Origin of the sequence: Ureibacillus endophyticus, assembly GCF_024159215.1 — a bacterium.
GTDB classification, from domain to species: domain Bacteria; phylum Bacillota; class Bacilli; order Bacillales_A; family Planococcaceae; genus Ureibacillus; species Ureibacillus endophyticus.
The window spans coordinates 2,343,790-2,365,675 of record NZ_JAMYWW010000001.1 but is presented as its reverse complement, the minus strand read 5'-3'; the positions used below and the strand labels follow the sequence as shown (position 1 = coordinate 2,365,675).

Below are 21,886 nucleotides of genomic sequence, written 5' to 3'. Positions count from 1 at the left end.
CTTTTTCCCCTTCGCCCTCAAAAATATGGGCGCAACCTTTTCGGAATGTTTGTCAAGAGCGATTGTCCCCTCGTTCGGAGAGTACTTATCGCCCAATACCTTGTGTTTTTCAATTTTTCATAGAAGTTTTGACACTACCAAAATTATAGAGAGAAAATGTTGTTTTTAGGTATATATTCTATACCCAATGTACTTATGTGTATAAACATCAGTGATTTTAAATTTAGTGAAAAAATTAGATATATTAATAAAATAATTGAAAATTGAAGGAGCAAAATTATGTCAAGTATTTTTGAAATTGAATATCGTGGTTTAAATATTTTTGATGAGATTGGTGTCGTGGAAATAGCTATAGATAATGATTCTAAAGTGATCCATCTTTATGACCAGAATCAAGTTGTACCACCTGAGTATGACTTTTCTACTAAAAGTTATGTTGTGAATGATTCTTTTATTAATATGACAAAAGTATTGTATAACAAATATTTCTTTAGTAATAATCACGATAAAAATTTAAACGAGTGGGTGAAAGGAATTACATGGATTTTTTATATTCCTGGTAAGGTTTTTAAATTTGAGAATGGGGTAGTTAAGAAGATTATAGAAATACATAATGTGGAGAATTTATATGAGAAGTATGTCCTCAGAATATTATAAAGTTTATACTATATTGTTTTCATAAAATAGTATATTTCGACAAATTTTGCAGTGAGAAATAATAAATGGACATTCTTGAATATTCTTAAAAATGAAGGTTTTTCGCATTTGTATCACACTTTTTTCATCAGTTTTTATTTTAAAGAAAATTATTTGGATATTATTGTTATAGTTATCTTATAAAATATTAAACGGAGCATGGGAGGATTAGTTATGACAACAAAGGTTCCAATGACGAATGAAGCTGTGAAGTTAATTCGATTGAAGGAAAAGATGGATGAAATAATATTCAATGATATTGATACATCTCAAAATTGGGAAAGAGCCTATTTAAGTCTTGGTGAACTATTAGAACGTTTTGTAGACTATTATAATACTGCTGTGGCAAATGATGAGTCCCCTAAAGAAAATACATTTTGGATGATGTTTTTAGATATAAGTTCAAAACTAATTTTTTTCCATAGTCTTTCGTATTATAAAATGCAAACTGAAAAATCTGTTAAGGTAATTGAGGAAGTTAAAGAGTTATTTACAATTGCTGCAAATTGTATACCGAATGTACAAAAAATTGTTAATGCACAATTTTTAAATGAAATTGCAAGTAGCTATGAAGAATTAGAACTTTTGAATGTTAAAGAGGGATCATTTGAAAGAACGATATTAAATCAAAATAATAAACCTCAAACTTGTTTTGAGCATTTTTCGAAATTTGTTCAATTATTAAAAAAATAAAAGATTTAAGGTGAATCCGAAATGTCGGGTTCACTTTTTTTGTAATGAAACCTACGTAAATGAGAAGAATTGTTACGTTTTGTAACATGGTTATGTATTTTTGAACAAATTTTATTTAGTTAAAAGTTTCTAGAATAGCTGGAAAAATGCCTCTTTGTAAGGGATATGATGGTTTCGTATGTATGTTCGGTATTGTAAGTTTTTGGGTTTTTCATGTAAACTATTATAACATAAGGTGCAATTTAATTGTTTGATAATGGTTTGTTTTGAGGAGGTATGTTAATGGGTGTATTTGGCTGGCTTAATTTTAAAGAAGGATTACCATTATGGTGGTCATTTAAATTAAATAAAGGAACGGTACAACAAAAGGAAGAGATTTTTGAGAGTATTGCGAGAACTCGTGTGAATTTATTACAAGGGTGGACAAAGGATCGTTGGGCTTCTTTGGACACTCGAGCTTATGAAATCCTGAATATTGCACCGAATTACTTGAACCAATACTTAGTAGAATCTAAAAATAAGAGTACTTACTTTACGGAACTTTTTTTACTTAATAAAGATATTGAAGTATTTGCATCAAGTTTTCCAACACACATTGGGACAAGCTATAAAAATACACAAGTATATGAAAAAGCTGTAGCTTCAGTTTGGCAATCAGGTAAACCTCTTTTATATGGGCCATTTATTGATCCAATTACTTTAGATATTGGACCAAGAACATCGAAATTTCATGATGAAGTAACGCTTTTATTTTTACAACCAGTTTTTCGAGATAATGTAGTGCAATTTATTCTTGCTGCTCGAGTACCAAATGATGTAATTTCTGATTTGATTCAACGAGAAGCAGGCCATATTTATGAAGATTCTGGTGATAACTATTTATTTATGACAAAATCTGTTTTGGATCCTCTTATTCAACCTGGAACTGCCTTATCCCGCAGCCGTTTTGAAGATGAAACGTTTACTTTAGGAGAAAATTTAAAAGCGGGTGTTAACACAAAACATTGGGGAACGGTAAAAATAAAACGTCACACAGAATTTGAAATTCGATTTACAGACCCTGCTACTAAGGAGTTGCATCCAGGTGTTGCGAATACGATAAAAAACGGATCGAATTTATTTGTAGAGTTCCCAGGATATTCAGACTATCGTCACATACCAGTTATTGGGAAGGGTGTTACGTTCCAAATGCCCCACTGTCCGGACGTTTGGGGTATGATGTGTGAGGCGGACTTAGAAGAAGTGTATCGTACGCGTTCAATAGGCTTTCGATTAGGAATTAGTTTTATCTCATTTATGATGATGAATATTTTATTATTCCAAGTATTAAATGCATTTCATTTTCTTCATCCTTTAATCATTCTTGCAATTAATGTTATTTACGGAATTATAGGTACGTTTTATTTTACTAGGAAACGATTAAAACCAATTATCGATCGAATTAATAAAGTTACATCCATGATACAAACCATAGCAGAAGGAGAGGGAGACTTAACGATTCGAATCGATAAGTCACTACTTGAGAATGATGAAACCGGGGAAATGGGACGCTGGATTAATAATTTTGTAGATTCTCAAGCTTCCCTTATTCAGAAAGTTCAGAAATCTACTTCTGATGTACAATTAACGAACACCAACCTACAACAACAAACGAAAAACGTAGAATATAGTTCGAATGAGTTAATCGCTCAAATGGAAGAGATGTTTTTAACCATTCAACATCAGCTCGATGATGTTCGAAATGCTATGTTACAAGTTGATCAAATTAGTAAAACTATGGAACATATGGAACAGCAATCAACAGAACAATTATGTGCAGCGCAAGATCAAGTGGTTGGTATTGATGAGAAAATGAATGGAATTGTTGAAAAAGTTCGAGAAACGTTACATTTAACAGAGACCTTCATGGAATCTTCTACTAGTATTAGTAAAGTGGTAGTGACAATCAATGCAATTGCAGAACAAACGAATTTACTTGCTTTAAATGCATCCATTGAAGCAGCTAGAGCAGGGGAACATGGTAAAGGTTTTGCGGTTGTGGCTGAGGAAATACGAAAACTTGCTTTACAAACTAAGCATGCAACGGAAGAAATTGATGAAACATTACATTTAATCGAAAGTAACTCCAGATTAATTCAAAATGCCATTGAAAATAATAGTCAAGAAGTTGAAAAAGGTTCTGAGTATATTGGCGTTGTTAAAGAAGTATTATCTTCAATGACCAATGCACCTTCAAATCAAATTAATGTAACAGAACAAATGAGAGATATTATTCAAAATATTGCTGCAGGAAGCGAACAGAATGTAAGAGTTGTTGAAATTGTTGAGGATTCAATGAAACGAATGGTTGAATTAATAAGAGGTGCCCAACATGATACTGAACGAAGCTCTTTATTAGTTGGAACTTTGGCACAAACCGTATCAAAGTTTCATATTGACCAACAATAAAAAACTGGTGGAGAGAGATTAACTCTTCTTCACCAGTTTTATCATTTTTTAAAGGTCTTTAATTTATCATAAATTGCGGCCATCTTTTTCTCTTCGCCAGCTATGACAGGTTTATAAAATTCAAGGTTCACATTATCGGGTAAATATTGTTGGTCTACCCAACCACCAAATGTACCAATTGGATAGTCGTGGGGATATTTATAACCAACATGTCCTAATGTTTTTGCACCAGCGTAATGAGCGTCTTTTAAATGGGATGGGATATCACCAGTTTTCCCTTCATGGATTGCATTAATTGCTGCATCAAGGGCAGAGTAGGCAGAATTTGATTTGGGTGATAAACACATTTCAATCACCGCATTTGCTAATGGGATGCGAGCTTCTGGTAAACCTAAAACTTTAGCGGATTCACATGCAGCATAGACATGGGCACCTACAGAAGGGTTAGCAAGGCCGATATCTTCATATGCCATCACTAATAAACGTCTGCATACAGCAATTAAATCTCCATTTTCAAGCAAATGGGCTAAATAATAAAGTGCGGCATTTGTATCACTTCCACGAACAGATTTTTGCAGTGCAGAAAGTAAATTGTAGAAGTGGGAACCGCCTTTATCTCCATAAACCCCAATACGATTTGAAAGGTGTTCGATGGTTGAATCCACCACAATAGTTTCACCTTCCACTTCATCTGAAGCGTAATAGATTGATTCGAGCAATGTTAATGCTTTTCTTGCATCACCATTTGAAGCAAGTGCGATTCTTTCAATTTGGCTATCTGAAATTTTTATAGTATATTTTCCTAGTCCTCTCTCTTTATCTTGTAAAGCAACTGTAATGAGTTGGACGATATCTTTTTGCTCGTGACGTTTTAGCTGTAAAATTTCCCCACAACGAGAACGAATTGCCGGGTTTACATCGTGAAAGGGATTTTCAGTAGTTGCCCCAATTAATACAATTGACCCATTTTCTACATGGGGAAGCAATGTATCTTGCTGTAGCTTGTTAAAACGATGAATTTCATCCAAAAAAAGTAGTACTTTACCTGAGATTCTTGCTTCTGTAACTATTTGTTCTACATCTTTTTTTCCAGCATGTGTTGCATTTAGAGCAAAAAATGGTAACTTTGAGCTGCCTGCAATCGCGTAGGCAATAGATGTTTTTCCTATGCCTGGCTCCCCATATAAAAGCATTGAAGGAACATGACCATTTTGAATCATTTTATATAAAGTTGTATGTTCTCCGATAATATGTTGTTGCCCAATGATTTCGGTAATATTGCGCGGACGCATTCGGAAAGCTAACGGTTCATTTTGCATTGTCGCAATCCTCCAAATATACTTTTTATTAATTAATATTAGCCCTTTTCCGAGTGGAATAAAAGGAGTTATGGTATACTTAAGCTAAATTATGGACAAAGAAACATGAGGTGTTATAATGAAAATTTCTACAAAGGGTAGATACGGACTAACGATTATGATTGAATTAGCGAAGCATTATGGTGAAGGACCTATTCCGTTAAGACAAATTGCTGCGGAAAAAGACTTATCGGAAGCTTATTTAGAACAATTAGTTTCACCACTTCGAATTGCTGGGTTAGTAAAAAGTGTTCGAGGAGCTTATGGTGGATATTTATTAGCAATACCACCTAGCAAGATTTCTGCTGCGGATGTAATTAAAGTGCTTGAAGGGCCAATTCAACCAGTAGAAGGTATTGAAAATGAAGAAGCGCCACAACAACAATTGTGGATGCGTATTCGAGATGCAGTTAAGCATGTTCTTGATACAACAACAATTGAAGATTTAGCAAAATACAATGATCCATCAGAAGTTGATGGTTATATGTTCTATATTTAACCTTATCAAAACGATTCAATTTAAAGGAGTAATATTTTCATGGAATTAATTTATCTAGACCATGCAGCGACTTCACCAATGCACCCCGAAGTAATAAAAGAGATGACGAAGGCTTTCGAAACGATTTTTGGAAATCCTTCAAGCATCCATACAGCAGGAAGACAAGCGCGAAAGGTTTTAGATGATGCTCGCACAACTCTAGCACGTGCAATCGGTGCTAAAGATAACGAGATTATTTTTACAAGTGGTGGTACGGAAGCTGATAATTCTGCAATTTTTGGAGTAAGTCAAGCCTTACAATCAAAAGGCAAACATATCATTACAACTCAAATTGAACATCATGCTGTATTACATGCATGTGAAAAACTTGAAAAAGATGGCTTTGAAGTTACCTACTTGCCTGTTGATGAAAGCGGTCGTATTTCAATTGATACATTTAAGAATGCGTTACGTGAAGATACAATTCTTGTAACAATTATGTATGGAAATAATGAAGTAGGCACGATCCAACCGATTGCAGAAATAGGTGAAATTTTAAAAGATCATCAAGCAATTTTTCATACAGATGCTGTTCAAGCTTTTGGAATTGAACGACTAAATGTTGAAGAGTTAAAAGTCGATTTATTAAGTGTATCAAGTCATAAATTGAACGGTCCTAAAGGGATTGGCTTCCTTTATCAAAGAACAGGTACGCCTTTGAATGCGACTTTTCTTGGTGGATCACAAGAGAAGAAAAGACGTGCAGGTACAGAAAATGTCCCGGCTGCAGTTGGATTTGCAAAGGCAGTAGAAATTGCGCAAGCCGAAATGGAATCAAAACGCGAAAGTTATCAAAATTTCCGAGGGTTATTTTTATCAATTTTAGATGAAGAAAACATCGTGTACCATGTAAACGGTAACAGAGATAATTCTTTACAGCATGTATTAAATATCAGCTTTAAAGGAATGGATGTTGAATCGTTTTTAGTAAATTTAGATATGAATAATGTGTACGCTTCTAGTGGCTCTGCATGTACTGCAGGTTCAATAGATCCGTCTCACGTACTAGTTGCAATGTTTGGATCAGGAGCAGAAGAACTTCGCAATTCAATTCGTTTTAGTTTCGGACTTGGTTTAACTGAAGAGTTAGTGATAGAAGCAGCAAAACGTACTGCTAAAATAGTACAAAGACTTACGAATTAAAGTTAGAAAAGGTGAACGAGAATGGTAGAAACGAAAGACCCATCACAAATTCGTGTAGTTGTCGGAATGTCTGGTGGGGTAGATTCGTCAGTTGCTGCCTATTTGTTAAAACAACAAGGTTATGACGTAATCGGAATATTTATGAAAAACTGGGATGACACAGATGAATTTGGTGTATGTACAGCAACTGAAGATTACGAAGACGTAATTAAAGTTTGTAACCAAATTGGCATCCCTTATTATGCAGTAAACTTCGAAAAGCAATATTGGGATAAAGTATTTACTTATTTCCTTGAAGAATATAAAGCTGGCCGCACACCAAATCCGGATGTAATGTGCAATAAAGAGATAAAATTCAAAGCATTTTTAGAACATGCGATGAAATTAGGAGCAGATTACCTAGCTACAGGTCATTATGCTCGTGTGGAAGAATGTGATGGAGAAGTGCTGATGCTTCGTGGTATTGATAATAATAAAGACCAAACGTACTTTTTAAATCAATTATCCCAAGAGCAGTTAAAGCATGTTATGTTCCCAATTGGTCATATTGCGAAACCGGAAGTTCGAAAAATCGCGGAAGAAGCTGGTCTTGCAACGGCAAAGAAAAAAGATTCTACAGGTATTTGTTTTATTGGGGAGCGTAATTTTAAAGAATTTTTAAGTCAATATTTACCGGCTCAACCAGGCAAAATGGAAACCTTTGATGGACGTGTAATGGGTACTCACGATGGATTAATGTATTACACAATTGGTCAACGCCATGGCTTAGGTATTGGTGGCGATGGGGATCCATGGTTTGTACTTGGGAAAGATTTGAAGCGCAATGTGTTATATGTTGGACAAGGTTTCCATCATGATGCATTATACTCAACTTCTCTAAAAGCTGTTAAGATGAGCTTCACATCAAACAAACCGAAACCGTCTAAATTTAGCTGTACGGCAAAATTCCGTTATCGCCAAGAAGATTCACCTGTTGAAGTGGAACTTTTAGAAAATGGAACAGCTCATATTACATTTGCTGAACCTGTACGAGCAATCACTCCAGGTCAAGCAGTTGTATTATATGATGGGGAAGTTTGTCTTGGTGGCGGTACTATTGATGAAGTATTTAAAGAAAATGAAAAATTAACGTATGTTGGATAATTTATAGGCGGCCAATTTGGTCGTCTATCATTTTGATTTTGAGGTGTAAATTTAATGAACTTTAATGAAATCGGAATTAAAGCATTTCAAGAAAAACGATATGAAGATGCTGCAAAAGCTTTCACAGAAGCAATTGAAAACAATCCAGATGATGCCATTGGTTACGTGAATTTTGGGAATTTATTAGCGGCAATGAATGATGCAGAGAGAGCAGAACGTTTTTTCCAAAAAGCGATTACAATTGATGAAAGTACGGCTACTGCTTATTACGGTTTAGCAAATTTATATTATAATGCTGAGCGTTTTGTAGAAGCGGCAAAGCTTTATCAAAAATCAATTGAACATGGCATTCAAGGTGCAGATGCATATTATATGCTAGCAAAATCATTTGAAAAAGATGAAAAGCAAAAATTAGCCCTACCATATATGCAACGAGCAGCAGAGCTTGCACCTGAAGATTTACAAATAAGACTTTCCTATGGAATTTTACTTTGCACATTAGAAATGTTTGATTATGCAAAGACTGAACTTGAATTTGTGTTAGAAAAAGATCCGAAAAATGCGGATGCACATTATAATTTAGGTGTGTTATATGCAGTTTCAACTGACAATACGGAAGCGGCAATGTATCATTTGAAAGAAGCATTTACAATCGAACCAAAATTCGATCAAGCAAAATATATTTATGATATGGTAAGCCAACGTGTAAATTAAGTCGACCTTAATTTGAGGTCGGCTTTTTCTTTGTGAAGTGTAGTGATGAAAAATTAGAACGAAAAAGGCGTATAACTTTTGTTTAGTATATACGCCTTTCCTTTATTATTATTTATCTTTACAATAAGAAACGACATCCTCATAAGGTAGGTCTCCGCCAAAAATATCAAGTGCACTTCCAATTGTAACATGAAGTTTGCCATTTGATATTTTCTCGAATTTCTCTAAATCCTCTAATGACCGAACGCCACCAGCATAAGTAGTCGGAATTGACGTCCAATTTGCTAAATCTTGGACTAATTCTTCTTGCATACCACTACGTTTTCCTTCGACATCTACTGCGTGAATGAGCAATTCATCACAAAATTGTTCTATGTAAGGTATTGTTTTTTCATTAACTTCAAAGTCACTAAATTTTGTCCATTTATCTGTTACAACGAACCACTTTCCATCACGCTTGCGACAACTTAAATCAATTACTATATGCTCTTTACCTACTGCCTCAATTAGTTGTGTTAATCGTTCCATGTCCAATTTACCGTCATGGAAAATAAATGATGTAACGATTACATGGGTTGCTCCAGCATCGATATATTTTTTTGCATTTTCAGCATTAATTCCGCCTCCAACTTGTAACCCATTTGGATACTTTTTTAAAGCCAGTATTGCAGCTTCTTCATTCCCAGGGCCAAGCATAATCACATGCCCACCTGTTAATTGATCCTCTCTAAACATATTTGCATAATAGGATGAATCTTTCTCAGAAATAAAGTTTTCAACTACTTCTTGGTTACTATGTCCTAAAGTGCTACCGACAATTTGTTTTACTTGCCCATTATGTAAATCGATACAAGGTCTAAATTCCATAACATTCACGAATCCCTTCTTTATCAATAACAGATTATACTCATCATATCATTAGGCATTAAAAATATCGAGTTTCCATTTAGGTGGGATTAAGTAAGACAGTGTCTCTTACATATGATAAAATCGAAATAAATTATGTACATAAAGGAGTTTGTAGGATGGCAGAAAACTATGATTTATTCGAAGTCAATAAGTTATTTATACTTGGCCGTCCAATTGTTTCTATTTTTCATAATGCAACAAATATGTACTCGATTGTTCGAGTTAAAATACAAGAAACGAATTTACAATATGATGATAAAGAAATAATTGTTGTTGGATATTTTCCGCCTTTAAATGAAGAAGAACTATATCGATTTACAGGTATTTTAAAAAATCATCCAAAGTACGGACAGCAATTTCAAGTTGAAACTTTTGTGAAAGAAGTACCTGCAACTGAACAAGGAATTATCCACTATTTATCGAGCGATTTGTTTCCGGGTGTTGGACGAAAAACTGCTGAAACGATTGTTCAAACATTAGGTCTAGATACATTTAAAAAAATATTAGAAGATCCAAATGCATTAGATGCTGTCCCTCGATTATCTAACGATAAGAAAGAACTTATTCGTCAAAATTTGGAACAAAACCTTGGCCTTGAAAGAGTAATGATCCAATTAAATGAGTGGGGTTTTGGACCACAATTGGCAATGAAGATTTATCAAACTTACCAAGAAGAAACCATTCAACTTCTTACGGAAAATCCTTATCGTTTAATTGAAGATGTTGAAGGGGTAGGGTTTGGCCGCGCGGATGAATTAGGAAGTAGACTAGGCATTACAGGAGCCCATCCAGATCGAATAAAAGCGGCAATCTTGCATATTTTAACGAATTCTGCACTTTCAGAAGGGCATGTTTACTTAGATGCGGAACATGTATTGCCGTTAGCAAAATCGATGCTAGAACAAAGCCAACGTGTTGATATTCCCTACGATAAAATTTCATCGGCAATCATAGAAATGCGGGAAGAAAGTAAAATATGTGGGGAAGAAACAAGGCTTTATTTACCATCCCTTTATTTTAGCGAAATTGGAATAGCATCGAAAATTTTAGAGTTACTTCAACAAAATGATAAACATCAACGATTTACGAATGACGAAATTCGAAAAGCAATTGGTGAAGTAGAAGAACGACTAGAGGTATCCTATGCAGAAACTCAAGCGAAAGCAATTGAGTGTGCTCTAAATTCCTCCATTATGATTTTAACTGGAGGTCCAGGTACAGGAAAGACAACTGTAATTCGTGGGTTAGTTGAGGCTTATGCTGAACTCCATGGACTTTCGTTAAATCCAAAAACCTACGCGCAAAAAGAAGAACCATTCCCAATTGTCCTTGCAGCCCCGACAGGAAGAGCTGCTAAACGTCTTGCCGAGTCAACAGAATTACCGGCAATGACAATTCATCGATTATTAGGGTTTAATGGTCAAGAAAAAGAGGAAGAAACAGATAGAGAAGTAGAAGGTAGACTTATTATCATTGATGAAATGTCTATGGTCGATACATGGTTAGCTCATCAGTTGTTAAAAAGTTTAAAAGAAGATGTTCAAGTAGTGTTAGTTGGAGACCAAGATCAATTACCACCAGTTGGACCTGGACAAGTTTTAAAAGATTTATTAGCTTCACAACAGGTACCAACTGTAGAACTAAAGGATGTTTATCGACAAGCAGAAGGTTCTACTATTATTGAATTAGCCCATCAAATTAAAAAGGGCAATATCCCTAATACATTAGCTGAAAAGACGACAGATCGCTCTTTTATTAAAGCTTCAGCAGAACAAGTAGCAAGTGTTGTCACACAAGTAGTGAAAAGTGCCATGTCAAAGGGACAATCAATACGAGATATCCAAGTATTAGCACCTATGTATAAAGGTCCTGCGGGAATTGATATGTTGAATAAACAGATTCAAGAACTAGTGAATCCCAATACAGATGGATCACGGAAAGAATTAGTCTTTGGCGATGTTGTCTATCGTATTGGGGATAAAGTGCTACAACTGGTGAATCAACCTGAAAGCAATATATTTAATGGTGATATGGGTGAAGTTATAGCCATTTTTAAAGCAAAGGAAACCATCGAAAAACAAGATCAATTAGTTGTCTCATATGATGGAAATGAGGTCACATACAACAGAGGAGACTTAAATCAAATTACTTTAGCGTACTGTTGCTCCATTCATAAATCTCAAGGTAGTGAGTATCAAACAGTTATCATGCCAATTGTTCGAAGCTATTCGAAAATGTTACGCCGAAACTTGCTATATACAGGGATTACTCGGGCTAAAAACTTTTTAATATTATGTGGAGATCCGGATGAATTTGCGAATGGTCTCTCAAAAACTGATGACTTGCAACGTTTCACCAGCTTAAAAGCGCGGTTAAATCCAATGCAAGAAGAGGCTGTTGAAATAGAAATTGTTCAAACAACTGAAAAGGAAGTATCGATTACATCTTCTAAAGAAGTACAACAAGAATCAATGTTTGTAGGAGATCAAATTATTGAACCTGTGTTAAATGCTGAAACGGCTCCATACATTCATCCGATGATTGGTATGAATGGGGTATCGCCTTATGATTTTATGGATGACGAACATTGATGAATTAATCCTGTGACAAATAGTATACTTTTCGTGCATATAGTTAGTAGATGAACAAAACGAAAGGTGGAAAAATTGGATTATTCTAATGCCCATCATGGTTCGCATCGATTTAGGACGATTACTGTTACGGGAAATGGAAAATTGGAGACAAAACCAGATTATGCAGAGCTGCAAATCGAAGTTAGAACAGAATCAAGAGATGTCTCTGAGGCACAAAGGCAAAATGCAGCAAAGATGAATCAAGTAATTCAATCATTATTAGCGTTAAATATTGATCGAAATGACATACAAACCTCGTTTTACAATGTTACTCCGGCTTATGATTACGTAGAAGGTAAGCGAATTTTTAGGGGTTATGAAGTAACAAATGCGATTACAGTTAAAATTCGCAATATCACTGAAGTAGGGGTTGTAATTGATACAGCGATAAAAAATGGGGCAAATGCGACTTCTCAACTTACGTTTAAATTGGAAAATGAAGAGAATTATTATAAAGGTGCTCTTCAATTAGCACTCCAAAACGCAAATGAGAAGGCTCAAGCTCTTGCAGTATCTTTACGATTATCCCATTTACCACTAGCAATTGAAATTGTGGAGGAAAGTGTTAGCGGGCCAATATTATATAAAACTGTTTCTATGTCAGCTGAAACGGGTTCGACTCCCATTGAACAAGGAACGATTATGATTGAGGCTACTCTTAGGGTGAAATATCAATATTAAACGGAGGAAACACTATGGCAAAGTACGAACAAAAAACAAAAGAAACTGATGCAAGTGTTATTGAATTTATTGAATCTGTAGATAGTCCTAAAAAACGTGAAGATGCTTATAAATTGTTGCAAATTTTCGAAGAGACATCGGGATTTGAAGCGAAGATGTGGGGCCCTAGTATTATTGGATTTGGATCGTATCATTACAAATATGAAACAGGTCATGAAGGAGACGCACCACTCGTAGGGTTTTCCCCTCGAAAAGCAAAAATAAGTCTTTATTTTGCAACGGGCGATACGGAAAGGGAAAATTTATTAGAGAAGTTTGGAAAACATACTACGGGAAAAGCTTGTGTATATATAAACAAGTTAGCGGATGTAGACATAGAGGTATTAAGATCTTTAATCACACAATCTATTAGGTTCTTACAAAAAATGTATCCTAATAATTGAAACTTTTAACATTTATTACACGTAATACTAACCATACAATTGTTAAGGGGTGTTGAATTTGTCTTTTTTCAATAAAATGCTAGCAAGTATTGGTGTAGGTTCAGCAAAAGTTGATACGAAACTAGAAAAATCAAGTTATGTAGCTGGGGAATTACTTCGTGGTGAAGTTGAAATTTACGGTGGTAATGTAGACCAGCAAATTGATGCTATCTACTTAACACTTTATACAACATACATTAAAGAAGTGGATGATAAAAAATATACTTCAAAAGCACCGATAGAAAAATTTAAAGTAAGTGAACCATTTACAATTAGTGCAAATGAAACGAAAATCATCCCATTTTCATTCCATTTACCAGTTGACTTACCAATCACTGTCGGAAGAACTAAAGTTTGGGTTGCAACAGAATTAGATATTCGTAGTGGGGTTGACTCGACAGATAAAGACTATATTGAAATTCGACCATCGAAAATCGCATCTAGAATTTTTGATGAAATTCAATCTCTAGGATTTAGACTTCGAGAAGCAGAATGTGAGCAAGCTTCTTATAAATATCGTAGCAAATACCCATTTATTCAAGAGTTTGAATTTGTTCCAGTTGGCGGCACGTTTAGAGGCCGTTTAGATGAGCTTGAAATAGTCTTTGTTTCTCAGTCAGAATCATCAGTAGATGTTATTATGCAAGTGGACCGTAAAGCCCGTGGGTTAGTAGGTTTCTTAGCGGAAGCATTAGATGCTGATGAAACACATGTACGTATGACGATTTCTCAATCAGATTTACATAATTTGGGGGAAATCTTAAGACAAACGATTGCAAGATACGCTTAAAACGATTTAAGGCTGGTTGTTAGGTCTAAACCTAAGAACTAGTCTTTTTATTTGTTTTCGGTTAATATAAAAGAATTCTATTGAATCTGATAACTATGGTGTACTGACATTAGTGTGGGGTTTACATTCGCAATAAACTTCTTAACTACAATGATTTTGCAGTAATTGGAGGATTAATATCTACATGAACAATCAACGTTGGCTCTCACAAAGCTACTTTATATTTTTCTTTACATGGGGCGTGTATTTACAATATTGGTCAGGTTGGCTTAGTGAAGCGAAAGGATTAACAGCCTCCCAAGTTGGTTATATTATGGGAATTGGTCTGATTGCACGAGCAGTTGCAACTATGTTTGCATTTCCCTTTGCGACAAAATTTTTGAGTGGGAAAAAATTAATCCTTGTTTTAGTTGTTGCCTCCCTTGTTGTTACACTATTATATTTACCGGCGAATTCTTTTGAAACAATATTAATGATTACGTTTTTATTTAGTTTAAATTATCCCGCATTGTTACCCGCGATAGAAAACAGTGCAACAACACTTATGCAAACTAGCCAAATTAATTATGGGAAAAGCCGTTCTTATGGGTCGATTGGTTTTGTCATTGCAGTTTTAATTATAAGTTTCATCGTTGGTATTGCTGGGGAAAGAGCAATCTTATGGTGCATGATTGCATTTCTTTCTATTATGCTCTTGATGCAAACACTTCCTACGCCAGCTGTGTTATTAGTAAAACCTACAGCAGAGGACCGTGGAAAATCCTCCTCCATGATAGGTTTATTTAAAATAAAGGGATTTTCAATTATTCTATTAGTAGTGGTTTTACTACAAGGCTCAATGGCATCCTATTACAATTATAGTTATTTATATTTACAACAATATTTAGATGTTAATCCTTTATATATTGGGATTATCCTTAATATAGCTGTTATCTCTGAGATTATTTACTTATTGAAAGCTGATCGATTTGGGCATTGGAAAACTTCTAAATTATTAATTGTTGCAGGCATTGCTTCAACAGTTCGATGGATAATGATTTTCGTATTTCCAAATGTTTGGGCATTTATTATCTCTCAAACTTTGCATTCATTGTCCTTTGCGATGGCTCATTTTGCTTTTATCCAGTACATCTCAAAAACATTACCAAAACAACAGCTATCAAATGCTCAAGGTGTTTATTCCGCATTAGGAATGAGTTTAAGTGCTGCACTGTTAACTTTGTTTGGTGGTTTTTTATACGAAATTCAACCGGGTCTTTCGTTTTTAGGCATGATTGTATTTACGATCCCTGCTGTGTTAATCATTTATGCCACTAGGAAAAAATATCAATATTAAAAGAGAGAGTCTGGGACAAAACAAAAAAATCAACATTTCTCTTAAATAGAAATGTTGATTTTTTTGATGTGGGGAAAGTTGATTTCCATTCCGTGTGGACGCTTTCCGCGGGCATGGCCTCAACTAATTTTTGCCGTCTATGGCCGGCAAAAATGGATTTTCGGCTCATGCTATTCCCGCAGGAGTCAGCCACACTCCATTCCAATCAACTTTTTCTAAATAATAGATTTTCATTACTAATATTTCTAAATAAATTTAAAAGAACACTTTTTGTCCCAAACTTTTATTTATATTAAAATTTTAAGACAAAGCTTTGTTCCTGAGGTGATTGCGTCACTTATTATCTGTGACGAAAGCGTAAGCGTCAGTCACAAAGTGTTCGTCTCAAAATGCTTTTCAGACGGACTCTTCTGTTTGTTTTTTTCGTTGTGTGAATCCTTTTACTACTAAGCCGATTGAAATAACGATAATGACGAGAATTGCTTCAAATGTAAAAATTTCTGTTTTTGTTTGAAAAAACTGATCTACATAAGCATCTTTGACAATCATTTTTGCTGCAGTCCATGCTAGAACCGCTGCACCAGCAACAATAATAATTGGAAATCGTTCCATTAAACGAGTAACTATTGTGCTTCCCCACACAACAATTGGGATAGAAATAAGTAATCCAATGGTAACTAGTAGCATATCGCCTTGAGCTGCTCCTGCTACTGCGATAATATTATCCATACCCATTAATAAATCTGCTAAAAGGATGGTGCCAATTGCTCCTAGAAAAGTCTTTTTTCCTGGGTTGACATTTACTTCTTCTTCAGTAAGTAATAATTTATAAGATATATATACTAACAATATGCCCCCGACCAGAAGCAGTCCATCATACTGTAATAATTGAACTGCAATTAATGTTAAGGCAATTCGAATCGCAATCGCCCCAGCTGTTCCCCAAATAATGATGGCTTTTTGTTGTTTACGCGGTAAGTTTTTTGCGACAAGACCAATTAATAATGCATTATCACCTGCAAGAACCAAATCAATAAAAATAATCGACATTAGCGCTGTAAAAAATTCTACAGATAAAATCTCCAATATTACCACACCCTTTCTATTTTTATACTGTTAGATGTGACATTATATGTTGTCCAAATTATTTTAGAAGCTAGTTATAATTGACAGGGCAGTTGCATTCTCATATAATTTACAACAGAATAAATTAAAACGATGATGGAAAAAGTAAGTTTAAACAAGCGTTGAAGAAAGAGATTCCATAGGCTGCAAGAATCTTACGTCGAGTTTTAACTGAATGCTACTCCAGAGTGCAGCTAATCCCTGACGTTCACTTACGTTACAGTGCTTGAGATATAAGTTGGCTTATATATATTTGGCTAGCCGATTTATAAATTAGGGTGGTACCGCGAGATTACGTCCTCGTCCCTTCATGGGATGGGGGCTTTTTTATTTTGTTTACAAGATAGGCGGATATTTTAATATTTTGGCGGATAACATTCAACGAAAACTATACTTACACCATCATTGAACGCAATTTTAGGAGGATATAATTAATGAAGGCATCAGAAATACGCAAAAAGTATTTAGAATTTTTCATTGAAAAAGGACATGCACAAGAACCATCCGCACCACTTGTTCCAATTAACGATCCATCTCTACTTTGGATTAACTCAGGTGTTGCAACACTTAAGAAATATTTTGATGGACGCGTTATTCCAGATAATCCACGAATTACAAATGCGCAAAAATCAATCCGTACAAACGATATTGAAAATGTAGGGAAAACTGCTCGTCACCATACGTTCTTCGAAATGCTAGGGAACTTCTCAATTGGCGATTACTTTAAAAAAGAAGCCATTCATTTTGCTTGGGAATTTTTAACTGACCCTAAATGGATGGGCTTTGATCCAGAAAAGTTATCGATCACGCTACATCCTGAAGACCAAGAAGCGTACGACGTTTGGAAAAATGAAATTGGTATTCCGGAAGATCGTTTAATTCGTATTGAAGGGAACTTCTGGGATATTGGAGAAGGTCCATCTGGTCCAAACTCAGAAATCTTCTACGATCGTGGTCCTGAATATGGTAATGATGAAAACGACCCTGAATTATATCCAGGTGGGGAAAATGAACGTTATTTAGAAATATGGAACTTAGTATTTTCTCAATTTAACCATAATCCTGATGGAACGTATACACCACTACCAAAACAAAACATCGATACAGGTATGGGATTAGAACGTATGGCATCTGTTGTACAAAACGTTCCTACAAACTTTGATACAGACTTATTTATGCCAATCATCGAGAAGATTGAAGAATTTGCTAACCGTAAATATATGCGTCCAGGGGAAATTGATTTAAAAGAAATTTTTGGTAGTGAAGAAGATGTAAACACACCATTCAAAGTAATTGCAGACCATATTCGTACAGTTGCATTTGCAATCGGTGACGGTGCACTTCCTTCAAATGAAGGTCGTGGATATGTATTACGTCGTTTACTTCGCCGCGCAGTACGTTATGCAAAACAAATCGGAATTGAAAAACCATTTATGTTTGAATTAGTTCCAACTGTTGGCGAAATTATGCAAGATTTCTACCCAGAAGTAAAAGAGAAAACAGAATTTATCCAACGTGTGATTAAAAATGAAGAAAATCGTTTCCATGAAACATTAGATGGTGGTTTAGCAATCCTTTCTGAAGTTATCGAAAAAGAAAAGGCAGCTGGACTAAACACAATTCCAGGTAGCGATGCATTCCGTTTATATGACACATATGGTTTCCCAGTAGAGTTAACAGAAGAATATGCAGCAGAAGCTGGTATGACAGTTGACCTTGAAGGATTTGAAGCAGCAATGGAAGAACAACGTGAACGTGCTCGTAATGCTCGTGCTGATGTTGATTCAATGCAAGTTCAATCTGAAGTATTAGCAAATATTACAGTAGAATCAAACTTTGTAGGATATGACACATTAGAAACTGAAACAAAAGTAGTTGCTATGGTTGGTAATGGTCAAAATATTGAAGTAGCTTCTGAAGGGGAAGAAGTTCTAGTAATTTTAGCTGAAACTCCATTCTACGCTGAAATGGGTGGACAAGTAGCTGACCATGGTACGATTGTAAGTGATACTTGTAAAGCATTTGTGAAAGACGTACAAAAAGCGCCAAATGGACAATCCCTTCACACAATTACAATTGAATCAGGTGAATTACATTTAAACGACTTTGTAACAGCAACAGTTGATCGTGATGAACGTAACTTAATTGTGAAAAACCATACAGCAACTCATATCATGCAACGCGCATTAAAAGATGTTTTAGGTGAACACGTTAACCAAGCAGGTTCTTATGTTGGACCAGATCGTCTACGTTTTGACTTCTCTCACTTCGGGCCAGCTACTAAAGAAGAGTTGGAGAAAATTGAACGTATTGTAAACGAAAAAATCTGGGAAGATATTAAAGTAGTCATTGAAGAAATGCCAATCGCACAAGCAAAAGAAATGGGGGCAATGGCGTTATTCGGTGAGAAATATGGAGATATTGTACGTGTAGTTCAAGTAAGTGATTATTCTGTTGAGCTTTGTGGTGGTATCCATGTAGGAAGTACTTCTGAAATTGGTTTATTTAAAATTGTTTCAGAAGGCGGTATTGGTGCAGGAACTCGCCGTATCGAAGCTGTTACTGGTAAAGCAGCATATGAAGCTGTAAAAGAAGAACAACGTATTTTAGAAGAAACTGCTGCTCTATTAAAAGCAAACCCGAAAGATTTAGTTTTACGAGTTGAAAATCTACAACAAGAATTAAAAGAACAACAACGTGAAAATGCTTCACTATCACAAAAAATTGCCAATGCACAAAGTAGCGCAGTTTTAGATGCAGCGCAAAAAATTGGCGATGTAACAGTATTGTCAACACGTGTTGATGCTAAAGATAACAATCAACTTCGTCAAATGATGGATGATTTAAAAGAAAAACTTCAATCTGCAGTTATCGTACTTGGTGCAGTTGATGGCGAAAAAGTAATGTTATGTGCTGGAGTGACAAAGGATTTAGTAGGTGGAAACTTCCATGCTGGAAACATTGTTAAAACAGTAGCAGAAGCTTGTGGCGGTAAAGGTGGCGGTCGTCCTGATATGGCGATGGCTGGCGCTAAAGATGCATCAAAACTTGAAGAAGCACTATCTTCTGTGTATGATTACGTTAAATCAATCTAATAATATTTGAAATTATTGGTTAGAAATAACTGTTGATTATTTGATTGAAGCATATAATCGGTTATAATAAAGAAAATGGAGATGTGAGATTCAACTCTATATTTCTGAAAGCGAGGTGCTGGTCTTGAGTTCGTTTGATAAAACAATGAAATTTAGTTTTCCCGAAGAATCAATGGAACAAGAAGTAAAGCAAGTGATGTTGAAGGTGTACTCTTCACTAGAAGAGAAAGGGTATAACCCTACTAATCAAATTGTAGGTTATCTTTTATCTGGTGATCCGGCATACATCCCTCGCCATCAGGATGCACGAAACTTAATACGCAAGCTCGAACGCGATGAAATTCTAGAAGAGCTCGTAAAATTTTATATTAGGAAGAATAACGAGGCATAATATTAACATGAGAGTAATGGGATTAGACGTTGGTTCAAAAACAGTCGGTGTAGCTATTAGTGATGCACTAGGCTGGACAGCGCAAGGTATCGAAACCGTTAAGATTAACGAAGAAACTGGCGATTTTGGTATCGAACGTATAAAAGAACTAGTGAAGGAATATTCTATTACAGAATTTGTAGTAGGATATCCTAAAAATATGAATAACACTGTCGGACCTCGTGGTGAAGCTTCTGAGAATTATAAAAAATTACTAGAAGAAACATTTAACTTACCAGTAAAATTGTGGGACGAACGGTTAACGACAATGGCTGCGGAGCGAATGCTAATTGAAGCTGATGTTAGCCGAAAAAAACGTAAAAAAGTCATTGATAAAATGGCTGCAGTAATGATCTTACAAGGATATCTAGATAGTAAAAATTAATTTTTATACTAATAGAGCTCCATAAGAACTATAACTATTTTGATGAGGTGACCATCTATGGGACATGAACACGAAGAACGACACATTACAATTGTAGACGAAAATGGCAATGAGCAACTATGTGAGGTTATCGACACATTCTATTCAGAACAATTCGGTAAATCATATGTTTTATATTCATTAGTTGGTGCAGAAGAAGATGAAGATGGTCAAATCGAAATTTTCGCTTCATCATTTGTTCCTTCTGAAAACGGTGAAGATGGAGAGTTAGAGCCAATCGAAACTGAAGAAGAATGGGATATAATTGAAGACTTCTTAAATTCTCTTGAAGATGAATTTGATGAAGAAGAGTAAAAATTAAATTTTTGAACATATTAGGTAGGCACAAGCATTGCCTACCTTTTATTTTTTTGGAGGTGTTAGTGTGGACGAGCAATTTTTCACAGTACAATTAGAGGATGGTTCAGAACAACGATGTAAAGTGATTTTCACTTTTGATTCAGATGAACATTCATATGTTCTTTATTCCTTAGTGAATAATAACAATGAAGAAAGTGGAGACATCTCTGCTCTGAAATATGAGTTAGATGAAAATGGCAACATGACGAACTTCACTGACATTGAATCTGAGGAAGAATGGGATATGGTCGATGAAGTAATGAATACGTTAATTGCTGAGTTTGATGGAGCTGAAGATTTCTTTACAATCTCTTCCGAAGATGATGAAGAGATCGTTTGCGAAGTGTTGCATCGATTTAAAATTGAAAAATACAATAAATCGTATATATTGTATGCTTATGCAGATCAAGAGGAAATTAACGAAATATTTGCTGCAGCTTACATTGCTGGAGAAAAGGGAGAAGTGTTAGAGCTTCTACCAATTGAAACAGATGAAGAATGGCAGTATGTTGAGAAAGAACTAGCTTCTTTAAATAATCAAGAATAGTGAATGTTCTGTGCTATGGCCTTGTGTCATAGCACTTTTTATTTTGTATTTGGTAGTAGGGAAAGGGGAAAAATTATACTTAATATGTTGCACCTGATGCTACGGCTATCGGCGCAGATATAAGACGCCTACATTCCATAATTCGGAACTCTTTCCAATAGAGTGTATTGCGCCTGCCGCTATCGCTTTCGGCGCAGACAAAACCTGACACAAAGCAGATTCTCATCGAAATAGTGAAATGTTGCACCTGTCGCTACGCTTTCGGCGCAGATATAAGTATTGTGCCTGTCACTTCGTTTTCGGCACAGACAAAACCTGACACAAAACAGATTCGCTTCGAA

20 protein-coding genes and 1 other annotated feature are annotated in these 21,886 nt (G+C 35.3%); of the genes, 17 read left to right on the top strand and 3 right to left on the bottom strand.

The features are described 5' to 3' along the window. Positions 1 to 279 precede the first annotated feature (279 nt). The 3 genes from NKR20_RS11670 to NKR20_RS11660 all read left to right on the top strand — a co-directional run bounded on the left by NKR20_RS11670 (position 280) and on the right by NKR20_RS11660 (position 3,837). On the top strand, positions 280 to 657 hold the full coding sequence (locus NKR20_RS11670; RefSeq protein ID WP_121213391.1) for an aminopeptidase: 378 nt from the start codon (positions 280 to 282) through the stop codon (positions 655 to 657). 213 nt (positions 658 to 870) lie between these two features. Continuing rightward, entirely contained in the window at positions 871 to 1,389 is a 519-nt protein-coding gene (locus NKR20_RS11665) for a hypothetical protein (RefSeq protein ID WP_121213389.1), read from the top strand. 282 nt (positions 1,390 to 1,671) lie between these two features. Further along, positions 1,672 to 3,837, top strand: a complete 2,166-nt coding sequence (locus NKR20_RS11660) for a methyl-accepting chemotaxis protein (RefSeq protein WP_121213387.1) — start codon at positions 1,672 to 1,674, stop codon at positions 3,835 to 3,837. Positions 3,838 to 3,878: 41 nt separating this feature from the next. Here the strand turns inward: NKR20_RS11660 and NKR20_RS11655 are convergent, their stop codons facing one another. Next, on the bottom strand, positions 3,879 to 5,156 hold the full coding sequence (locus NKR20_RS11655; RefSeq protein ID WP_121213385.1) for a replication-associated recombination protein A: 1,278 nt from the start codon (positions 5,154 to 5,156) through the stop codon (positions 3,879 to 3,881). A gap of 118 nt (positions 5,157 to 5,274) precedes the next feature. Between NKR20_RS11655 and cymR the strand changes: the two genes are divergently transcribed. From cymR to NKR20_RS11635, 4 genes are read left to right on the top strand one after another with little or no spacing between them, the layout of a single operon-like run. After that, positions 5,275 to 5,694 carry a cysteine metabolism transcriptional regulator CymR gene (cymR, locus tag NKR20_RS11650; protein ID WP_121213383.1) on the top strand — a complete coding sequence of 140 codons (420 nt, stop codon included), beginning with the start codon at positions 5,275 to 5,277 and terminating at the stop codon, positions 5,692 to 5,694. Between the two features lie 39 nt (positions 5,695 to 5,733). After that, positions 5,734 to 6,876 (top strand): cysteine desulfurase family protein, encoded by a 1,143-nt coding sequence (locus NKR20_RS11645; RefSeq protein ID WP_121213382.1) that lies wholly within the window; start codon positions 5,734 to 5,736, stop codon positions 6,874 to 6,876. A 21-nt stretch (positions 6,877 to 6,897) separates the two neighbouring features. Then, a complete protein-coding gene (gene mnmA / locus NKR20_RS11640) occupies positions 6,898 to 8,019 on the top strand; it encodes a tRNA 2-thiouridine(34) synthase MnmA (RefSeq protein ID WP_121213380.1) in 1,122 nt (373 codons plus the stop codon). Positions 8,020 to 8,073: 54 nt separating this feature from the next. Next, a complete protein-coding gene (locus NKR20_RS11635) occupies positions 8,074 to 8,733 on the top strand; it encodes a tetratricopeptide repeat protein (protein ID WP_253426905.1) in 660 nt (219 codons plus the stop codon). Between the two features lie 108 nt (positions 8,734 to 8,841). Here NKR20_RS11635 and hisA read toward each other — a convergent pair whose 3' ends face one another. After that, positions 8,842 to 9,600 carry a phosphoribosylformimino-5-aminoimidazole carboxamide ribotide isomerase gene (gene hisA / locus NKR20_RS11630; RefSeq protein ID WP_253428127.1) on the bottom strand — a complete coding sequence of 253 codons (759 nt, stop codon included), beginning with the start codon at positions 9,598 to 9,600 and terminating at the stop codon, positions 8,842 to 8,844. A gap of 158 nt (positions 9,601 to 9,758) precedes the next feature. Between hisA and recD2 the strand changes: the two genes are divergently transcribed. From recD2 to NKR20_RS11605, 5 genes are all read left to right on the top strand, one after another. Then, on the top strand, positions 9,759 to 12,233 hold the full coding sequence (gene recD2 / locus NKR20_RS11625; RefSeq protein WP_121213376.1) for an SF1B family DNA helicase RecD2: 2,475 nt from the start codon (positions 9,759 to 9,761) through the stop codon (positions 12,231 to 12,233). A 75-nt stretch (positions 12,234 to 12,308) separates the two neighbouring features. Next, positions 12,309 to 12,956, top strand: a complete 648-nt coding sequence (locus tag NKR20_RS11620) for an SIMPL domain-containing protein (protein ID WP_253426904.1) — start codon at positions 12,309 to 12,311, stop codon at positions 12,954 to 12,956. A 14-nt stretch (positions 12,957 to 12,970) separates the two neighbouring features. Beyond that, on the top strand, positions 12,971 to 13,399 hold the full coding sequence (locus tag NKR20_RS11615; protein ID WP_121213372.1) for a DUF1801 domain-containing protein: 429 nt from the start codon (positions 12,971 to 12,973) through the stop codon (positions 13,397 to 13,399). A gap of 58 nt (positions 13,400 to 13,457) precedes the next feature. After that, the gene (locus NKR20_RS11610) at positions 13,458 to 14,228 is read left to right on the top strand and encodes a sporulation protein (RefSeq protein WP_121213370.1); all 771 of its coding nucleotides are present in this window, start codon (positions 13,458 to 13,460) and stop codon (positions 14,226 to 14,228) included. Between the two features lie 184 nt (positions 14,229 to 14,412). Further along, positions 14,413 to 15,564 carry an MFS transporter gene (locus NKR20_RS11605; protein WP_121213368.1) on the top strand — a complete coding sequence of 384 codons (1,152 nt, stop codon included), beginning with the start codon at positions 14,413 to 14,415 and terminating at the stop codon, positions 15,562 to 15,564. Between the two features lie 396 nt (positions 15,565 to 15,960). Here the strand turns inward: NKR20_RS11605 and NKR20_RS11600 are convergent, their stop codons facing one another. Further along, positions 15,961 to 16,650, bottom strand: a complete 690-nt coding sequence (locus tag NKR20_RS11600) for a TerC family protein (protein ID WP_253426903.1) — start codon at positions 16,648 to 16,650, stop codon at positions 15,961 to 15,963. 123 nt (positions 16,651 to 16,773) lie between these two features. Then, positions 16,774 to 17,000 (top strand) — a binding site (T-box leader). Between the two features lie 123 nt (positions 17,001 to 17,123). On the opposite strand from NKR20_RS11600, the gene alaS reads away from it, so the two are divergent. From alaS to NKR20_RS11575, 5 genes are all read left to right on the top strand, one after another. Further along, positions 17,124 to 19,784 (top strand): alanine--tRNA ligase, encoded by a 2,661-nt coding sequence (alaS, locus tag NKR20_RS11595; protein ID WP_253426902.1) that lies wholly within the window; start codon positions 17,124 to 17,126, stop codon positions 19,782 to 19,784. A 124-nt stretch (positions 19,785 to 19,908) separates the two neighbouring features. Then, entirely contained in the window at positions 19,909 to 20,175 is a 267-nt protein-coding gene (locus tag NKR20_RS11590; protein WP_036176121.1) for an IreB family regulatory phosphoprotein, read from the top strand. 7 nt (positions 20,176 to 20,182) lie between these two features. Then, positions 20,183 to 20,599, top strand: a complete 417-nt coding sequence (ruvX, locus tag NKR20_RS11585; protein WP_097072701.1) for a Holliday junction resolvase RuvX — start codon at positions 20,183 to 20,185, stop codon at positions 20,597 to 20,599. A gap of 57 nt (positions 20,600 to 20,656) precedes the next feature. Next, positions 20,657 to 20,953, top strand: coding sequence for a DUF1292 domain-containing protein (locus NKR20_RS11580; protein ID WP_121213365.1), 297 nt, complete (start codon positions 20,657 to 20,659; stop codon positions 20,951 to 20,953). 70 nt (positions 20,954 to 21,023) lie between these two features. Next, on the top strand, positions 21,024 to 21,545 hold the full coding sequence (locus tag NKR20_RS11575) for a DUF1292 domain-containing protein (protein ID WP_253426901.1): 522 nt from the start codon (positions 21,024 to 21,026) through the stop codon (positions 21,543 to 21,545). The last annotated feature ends 341 nt before the right edge of the window (positions 21,546 to 21,886 follow it).